This is a genomic window from Achromobacter sp. UMC46 (assembly GCF_014170335.1).
GTDB lineage: Bacteria > Pseudomonadota > Gammaproteobacteria > Burkholderiales > Burkholderiaceae_B > Achromobacter.
The window spans coordinates 1-7271 of record NZ_LZZS01000032.1; the positions used below are offsets into that span (position 1 = coordinate 1).

At 68.6% G+C, this 7271-nt stretch carries 7 protein-coding genes; 3 read left to right on the plus strand and 4 right to left on the minus strand.

The annotated features are described in order from the left end of the window. Nucleotides 1–62: 62 nt before the first annotated feature. The 3 genes from purH (at nucleotide 63) to ruvA (ending at nucleotide 2858) form a co-directional block, all read left to right on the plus strand. Entirely contained in the window at nucleotides 63–1652 is a 1590-nt protein-coding gene (gene purH, locus A9973_RS21770) for a bifunctional phosphoribosylaminoimidazolecarboxamide formyltransferase/IMP cyclohydrolase (protein ID WP_183015770.1), read from the plus strand. Further along, entirely contained in the window at nucleotides 1652–2200 is a 549-nt protein-coding gene (ruvC, locus tag A9973_RS21775) for a crossover junction endodeoxyribonuclease RuvC (protein WP_175177940.1), read from the plus strand. The genes purH and ruvC overlap by 1 nt, the downstream gene beginning before the upstream one ends. An 85-nt stretch (nucleotides 2201–2285) precedes the next feature. Continuing rightward, complete coding sequence (ruvA, locus tag A9973_RS21780) at nucleotides 2286–2858, plus strand: Holliday junction branch migration protein RuvA (RefSeq protein ID WP_183015766.1); 573 nt, start codon at nucleotides 2286–2288, stop codon at nucleotides 2856–2858. On the opposite strand, the gene A9973_RS21785 is transcribed toward ruvA, so the two are convergent. From A9973_RS21785 to A9973_RS21800, 4 genes are all read right to left on the minus strand, one after another. Next, the gene (locus A9973_RS21785) at nucleotides 2859–3767 is read right to left on the minus strand and encodes a complex I NDUFA9 subunit family protein (protein WP_183015767.1); all 909 of its coding nucleotides are present in this window, start codon (nucleotides 3765–3767) and stop codon (nucleotides 2859–2861) included. 104 nt (nucleotides 3768–3871) lie between these two features. Then, entirely contained in the window at nucleotides 3872–4837 is a 966-nt protein-coding gene (locus tag A9973_RS21790) for a threo-3-hydroxy-L-aspartate ammonia-lyase (RefSeq protein WP_183015768.1), read from the minus strand. A gap of 80 nt (nucleotides 4838–4917) precedes the next feature. Beyond that, nucleotides 4918–5991 (minus strand): Holliday junction branch migration DNA helicase RuvB, encoded by a 1074-nt coding sequence (ruvB, locus tag A9973_RS21795; protein ID WP_183015769.1) that lies wholly within the window; start codon nucleotides 5989–5991, stop codon nucleotides 4918–4920. Nucleotides 5992–6062: 71 nt separating this feature from the next. Continuing rightward, a partial coding sequence (locus tag A9973_RS21800) for a sensor histidine kinase KdpD (protein ID WP_255469262.1) occupies nucleotides 6063–7271 on the minus strand: 1209 nt, incomplete at its 5' end.

A 7271-nucleotide genomic window follows, 5' to 3' on the forward strand; every position in this document is an offset into this window, starting at 1 on the left:
CCCCGATTTCCCATCCCGACCTGAACGAGAAAGGCGCCCCGCCCGACTCCCGTCCCCCCACCATGAAAATCGAAACCGCCCTGCTTTCGGTGTCCGACAAGACCGGCATCGTTGAATTTGCCCGCGCCCTGGCTGCGCGCGGCGTGCGCCTGCTGTCGACTGGCGGCACCGCCAAGTTGCTGGCCGACGCCGGCCTGACCGTCACCGAAGTGGCCGCCCATACGGGTTCGCCGGAAATCCTGGATGGCCGCGTCAAGACGCTGCACCCCAAGATCCACGGCGGCCTGCTGGCCCGCCGCGACAGCGCCGAGCACATGGACACCATCAAGGCGGCGGGCATCGATCGCATCGACATGCTGGTGGTCAACCTGTATCCCTTCCGTGAAACCGTCGCCAAGCCGGACTGCACGTTCGCCGACGCGGTCGAAAACATCGACATCGGGGGCCCGGCCATGCTGCGCGCCGCCGCCAAGAACCACGGCACGGAAGCTGGCGGCGTGACGGTCGTGATCGACCCGGTCGACTATTCGCGCGTGCTGTCCGAAATGGACAAGAACGGCAGCACCTCCTACGGCTTGCGCCTGTCGCTGGCCTCGAAGGTCTACGCCCACACCGCCGCCTACGACGGCGCCATCGCCGCCTACCTGACCAGCCTGACCGAAGCCGAACCGGCCCAGGAAGCGGTCCCGGCCCGCGCCGAATGGCCCGGCACGCTGACCTTGCAGGTCAAGCAAGCGCAGGCGCTGCGCTATGGCGAGAACCCCCACCAGAACGCCGCCTTCTATGTGGACGCGCAGCGTCCCGCCGGCCTTCTGGGCAACTACCGCCAGTTGCAGGGCAAGGAACTGTCCTACAACAACATCGCCGACGCGGATGCCGCGTGGGAATGCGCGCGCAGCTTCGACGTGCCCGCCTGCGTCATCGTCAAGCATGCCAACCCGTGCGGCGTCGCCGTGGCGGCCGATACGCTGGGCGCATACCAGCAAGCGTTCAAGACCGACCCGACCTCCGCCTTCGGCGGCATCATCGCCTTCAACCGCCCCGTGGACGCCGCGACGGCCGAAGCCGTCAGCGCCCAGTTCCTGGAAGTGCTGCTGGCCCCGGCCTATGACGGCGCCGCGCTGGCCATCCTGGCCGCCAAGAAGAACGTGCGCGTGCTGGAAGTGCCGATGGGCGTGGGCCAGAACGCCATGGACATCAAGCGCGTGGGCGGCGGCTGGCTGGTGCAGAGCCCGGACGCCTACAACGTGCCGCGCGATGCGCTCAAGGTGATCAGCAAGCGCCAGCCGACCGAGCAGGAAATGAACGACCTGACCTTCGCCTGGAAGGTCGCCAAGTACGTCAAGTCCAACGCCATCGTGTTCGTGGGCGGCGGCATGACCCTTGGCGTGGGCGCCGGCCAGATGAGCCGCATCGACTCGGCCCGCATCGCCTCCATCAAGGCGGAAAACGCCGGCCTGACGCTGAAGGGTTCGGCCGTGGCGTCGGACGCGTTCTTCCCGTTCCGCGATGGCCTGGACGTGGTGGTGGCGGCAGGCGCGACCTGCGTGATCCAGCCTGGCGGCAGCATGCGCGACGACGAAGTCATCGCCGCGGCCGACGAGCACGGCATCGCCATGGTGCTGACCGGCACCCGCCACTTCCGCCACTGATGCGCGTCCTCGGCATCGATCCCGGCTTGCGCCGCACCGGTTTCGGTGTGATCGATGCCGACGGCTCGCGGCTGCGCTACGTGGCCAGCGGGACCATCGTGGTCCCGCCGGCGCTGACGCTGGCCGAACGCCTGAAAGTCATCCTGGACAATCTGCGCCAGGTGGCGCGCGACACGCAACCCGACGTCGCCGCGCTTGAAATCGTCTTCATGAACACCAACCCCGCGTCCACGCTGCTGCTGGGCCAGGCCCGGGGCGCCGCGCTGTGTGCGCTGGCCGACAGTTCTTTGGCCGTGCACGAGTACACCGCGCTGCAGATCAAGAAAGCCGTGGTCGGCACCGGACGCGCCGCCAAGGAGCAGGTGCAGATGATGGTGCAGCACCTGCTGGCGCTGGACGGCACGCCCGCGCCCGACTCCGCCGACGCGCTGGCCTGCGCCATCTGCCACGCCCACGTCGGCCCCCTGCAGGACAAGCTGGAACGCCTGGGCACGTCGCTGCGCATGAGCGGCAAGACACGCATCCGCAACGGCCGCCTGATCGGCTGAACGCGCCCTTGCGCGTATAGAATGCCCGCATTCGCCGCGCATCCGCGCGCCTCTCCCGCTTTTCCCTTTCCAGGCCTTCACCATCATGATCGGACGCATCACCGGAACCCTGATCGAAAAACTGCCTCCCACCATCTGCGTGGACGTGGGCGGTTTGGGCTATGACATCGACGTGTCCATGAGCACGCTATACGCGCTGCCGGAAACCGGTGCACGCGTCACGCTGTACACGCACCTGACGGTGCGCGAGGACGCGCACATCCTGTACGGCTTCGGCACGGCCAGTGAACGCAGCGCCTTCCGCGAACTGATCAAGGTCAGCGGCATCGGCGCGCGCACCGCGCTGTCGGTGCTGTCGGGCATGTCGGTCGCGGATCTGGCCCAGGCCATCACTTTGCAGGAATCGGGCCGGCTGACGCGCGTGCCCGGGATCGGCAAGAAGACCGCCGAACGCCTGCTGCTGGAAATGCGCGGCAAGCTGGGCGCGGACATCGGCGCGACCTCGCATGGCACGCCCGACAACCAGTCGGACATCCTGAACGCGCTGCTGGCGCTGGGCTACTCGGAAAAGGAATCGCTGTCGGCGTTGAAGACGCTGCCCGAAGGGGTCGGCGTGTCCGACGGCATCAAGCAGGCGCTGAAGGCGCTGGCGCGCTGATCACAGGTAACGGGGCGCCACCGCCTCCAGGCCGGTTGGCACCACATGCAGTTCCGGCGCAATCGGGCCGGCGCAGATGTTGTCGCGGCGCAGGGAATCCAGGTTGTCGCGCGACATCAGGGGCTTGCCCGGCAGGCATTCGAACAGCCGGGCCTGGAGGCGGCCCACGCCCATCGGCATGCTGACCACCGGCCGGGGATGGCCGCTCCAGGCAGCGCACAGCCGCGCGATCTCGCCCAGCGTATAGATTTGCGGCCCGCCCAGCTCGTACGTCTTGCCACAGGTGTGCGTGTCGCCCAAGGCGGACACCATGGCTTCCACCACATCGCCCACATAGACCGGCTGCATGCGCACGTGCGCGCCCGCCAGCGGCAGCACGGGCAGCCAACGCGCCAACGTGGCGAACATATTGGTGAACTTGTCGTCGGGACCGAATAGGACCGACGGACGGAAAATGGTCCAGCCGCCTTCCGATGCGGCCTGGAATTCATGCTTGATGGCCGCTTCGCCGTCACCCTTGGAGCGCTGGTACATGCTGTCGCCCTGGGAGTCCGCGCCCAGCGCGCTGACGTGCAGCAGGCGGTGGACGCCCTGGCGCCGGCAGGCCTGCGCGATGCGCTGCGGCAACAGCACGTGGGCCCGCGCGAAGTCGGACCCGTAAGGCTTGCCGGCGTTGCCGTGCAAGATGCCCACCAGGTTCACGACCACGTCGCAGCCGCGCACCAGGCCGTCCAGCGAGGCGTCGTCGTGGATGTCGGTCTGGACCAGCGTGACGGTAGGAAAGACTTGCAGTTCGCTGCCCCGCGCCAGCAGGCGCGTGGGCACAATCATCTGGTGCAGGCCGCCGGACAGCCGGGCAATCAGGTGACGGCCGATGAAACCGGTGCCGCCGATGACAAGGATACGCATGCCGCAGCCCCCTGTTCGTCAGGATCGAGCCCCGATTCTGCCCTGCGCAGGCGGCAACCGCAAGCACGCATCGGCGGTCGGCCGCGCGGACCGCCCGGCGGATATCAGGAAGCCAGCAAACGGGCGTAGGCCGGAAGGTCGACGTTGCCGCCGCTGATGATGACGCCGACCCGCGCGCCGCGCACGGGCACGACGTTCTGCATGACCGCGGCCGCGCCCAGGCAGCCCGTGGGTTCCACGACCATCTTCATGCGTTCGGCGAAGAACTTCATGGTCGTGACCAGTTGGGCATCCGTCACCGTGACGATGTCGCGCACGTGCTTCTGGATGAGCGGGAACGTCAGATTGCCCAGGTGGGTCGTGGCGGCGCCGTCGGCCAAGGTCTTGGGAGCCGGAATGCGGACGATTTCACCCTTGCGCAAGGACTGCTGGCCGTCGTTGCCGGCTTCCGGCTCGACGCCGTAGACCAGGCAGCGCGGGCTCAGCGCGAACGCGGACAGGGCCGACCCCGACAGCAGGCCGCCGCCGCCCAGGCAGACGAACAGGTAGTCCAGTTCGCCGACTTCCTCGAACAACTCCTTGGCCGCGGTGCCCTGCCCCGTGATCACGTCTTCGTGGTCGTAGGGCGGGATCAGCGTGGCGCCGGTTTCCGACTGGATGCGCAGGGCGATCTGCTCGCGGTCTTCGGTGTAGCGGTCGTAGGTGACGATCTTGCCGCCGTAGCCTTCGGTGGCCGCGCGCTTGGCCGCGGGCGCGTCCAGCGGCATGATGATCGTGGCGGATACGCCCTGCAGCTTCGATGCCAGCGCGATGGCCTGCGCATGGTTGCCGGACGAGAAGGTCACCACGCCGGCGGCGCGCTGTTCGGGCGTCAGGCGCGCGATGGCGTTGTAGCCGCCGCGAAACTTGAAGGCGCCCATGCGCTGGAAGTTCTCGCACTTGAAGAAGACCGATGCGCCGCTGATGGCGTCGGCCGTGGCCGAGGTCAAGACGGGCGTGCGGTGTGCGTTGCCGGCCAGGCGCTCGCTGGCGCGCACGACGTCATCATAGGTGGGCAATTCGGGCAGCATGGGGATCCGGTCCTTTGATCGCAGGAATGTCGAAACCTCCGGATCATAAACCTGTCGCGCGGTTTGCGCGCCGCCCGCGCCTACTTGCCGAACAGGTCGCCGCCGCCGGTGGCAACGCCGGAGGGCGGGGTCAGGCCCAGGTGGCGCCAGGTCGTCAGCGTGGCGGTGCGTCCGCGCGGCGTGCGTTGCAGGTAACCGTGCTGGATCAGGTAGGGCTCGATCACGTCTTCGATGGTGTCGCGCTCTTCGCCGATGGCGGCCGCCAGGCTGTCCACGCCCACGGGCCCGCCGTCGAACTTGTGGATGATGGCTTCCAGCAGCTTGCGGTCCATCAGGTCCAGGCCCTGGGGGTCCACTTCCAGCATGGCCAGCGCGCGGCCGGCGACGTCCGCGTCGATGGTGCCGCTGGCTTTGACTTCGGCGTAGTCGCGCACGCGGCGCAGCAGGCGGTTGGCGATCCGGGGCGTGCCGCGGGCGCGGCGCGCCACTTCCGCCGCGCCGTCCGGCGTAATGCCGGCGTTCAGCAGCCCGGCGCTGCGCGTCACGATGTGGCCCAGGTCGGCCGCGTTGTAGAACTCCAGCCGCGAGACGATGCCGAAGCGGTCGCGCAGCGGGTTGGTCAGCATGCCGGCCCGCGTGGTCGCGCCCACCAGCGTGAACGGCTGCAGGTCCAGCTTCACGCTGCGCGCGGCCGGGCCTTCGCCGATCAGGATGTCGATCTGGAAGTCTTCCAGCGCCGGATAGAGGATTTCCTCGACCACGGGCGACAGGCGATGGATTTCGTCGATGAACAGGACGTCGTTCTTTTCCAGGTTGGTCAGCAGCGCGGCCAGGTCGCCCGGGCGTTCCAGCACGGGGCCCGACGTCTGGCGCAGCTGCACGCCCATTTCATGGGCGATGATGTGGGCCAGCGTGGTCTTGCCCAGCCCGGGCGGGCCGAACAGCAGGACGTGGTCCAGCGCCTCGCCGCGCTTCCTGGCGGCGGCGATGAAGATTTCGAGCTGCTCGCGGGCGCGCTGCTGGCCGACGTATTCCTGCAGTGCCTTGGGGCGCAAGGCGCGTTCGATCGATTCCTCGTTGGGCGACACCGGCTGCGGCGCCACGATACGGGGGGCGTCGGGTCGGGAAGAAAGGGAATCGGACTGAATGGCCATGGTGCGGATACGACAAGGGACGAAGCAGGATGCATCGTACCGTATGCGGGGCCCCGGAGGGCCCCGCCGCCCTAGGCGGATTCGGCCAGCGGCAGCTTCACCCGCACGCACAGGCCGCCGGATTCCGCCTGGCGCAATTCCAGCGAACCGCCGTGGGCGCGGGCAATGGCCTCGGCCAGCGCCAGGCCCAGGCCCACGCTGCCGGTGCGCGTGCGCGCGTCATCCAGCCGGCTGAAGGGGCGCAGCGCTTCCTGGCGGCGTTCAGGCACGATACCGGGGCCATGGTCGGCCACATCCAGCACCGCCTGGCGGTCTTCGCGGCGCAGGCTCACATCGACCGGCGGCGCGCCGTGGTTCAGCGCATTGCCGATCAGGTTGTCCAGCAGCCGGCCCAATGCCACGGCGTCCGCCTGCACCACCAGCGGCGCGTCGTCGTCGACCGTCTTCAGATGGATATCCGTGCCCGCGCCCTGCCAGGCGCCGACGCGTTCGGTCAGCCAATCGGACAGCACGATGGGCGCATAGCGGTACGCCGCCGGATCGGTGCCGCGCACGAAACCGATGAACTGGTCGACCATGTGCTGCATGTCCTGCAGATCGGTGCGCAGGCCTTCCTTCAACTTGGAGTCGTCGGCCAGTTCGATCCGCAGCCACATCCGCGACAGCGGCCCTTTCAGGTCGTGCGGCAGGCCGGACAAGAGCGTGCGGCGCACCGAATCGGATTCGGCCAGCGCATCCAGCATGGCGTTGAAGCGCACGCCCAGCGCCCGGGTTTCATGCGGCCCCGAGGGCTCCACGCGTTGCGGTTGCCCTGCGGCCAGGCGGTCGGCGGCATCGGCCAGCCGCGTGATGGGCCGAGTGATATGCCATGAGAAACCCACCGCCAGCAGCAGCAAAAGCCCCAGGCCGCCCAGCCAGGCCGCGATGAAGGGCGTGGCCACGGGCGGGTCCAGGCGGTCAAGCGGGATGACCAGCCATTCGCGCAGGCGCGGCACGTCCTCGCTGGCGGAATTGGGCGCCAGCGAAATGAAGATCTCGGGCGCCGGCCCGCGCGACAACGCCACGCGGGTACCGTCGTTCAGGCGTTCGTTCAGCAGTTGCACCAGCACGCGCAGGTCTCGGCGGATATCGTCCGGCTCGGGCTTGTAGCGGCGCACGTGCTCTTCGCGGGCGCGGTCGCGTTCGGCGGCGTCGCGTGGTTCCGCCCGGTGTCCGTCGCCGTCATGATCATCGTCACGGACTTCGGGCGGCGGGGGCGGCCTCGGGGCATCGCCGAGTTG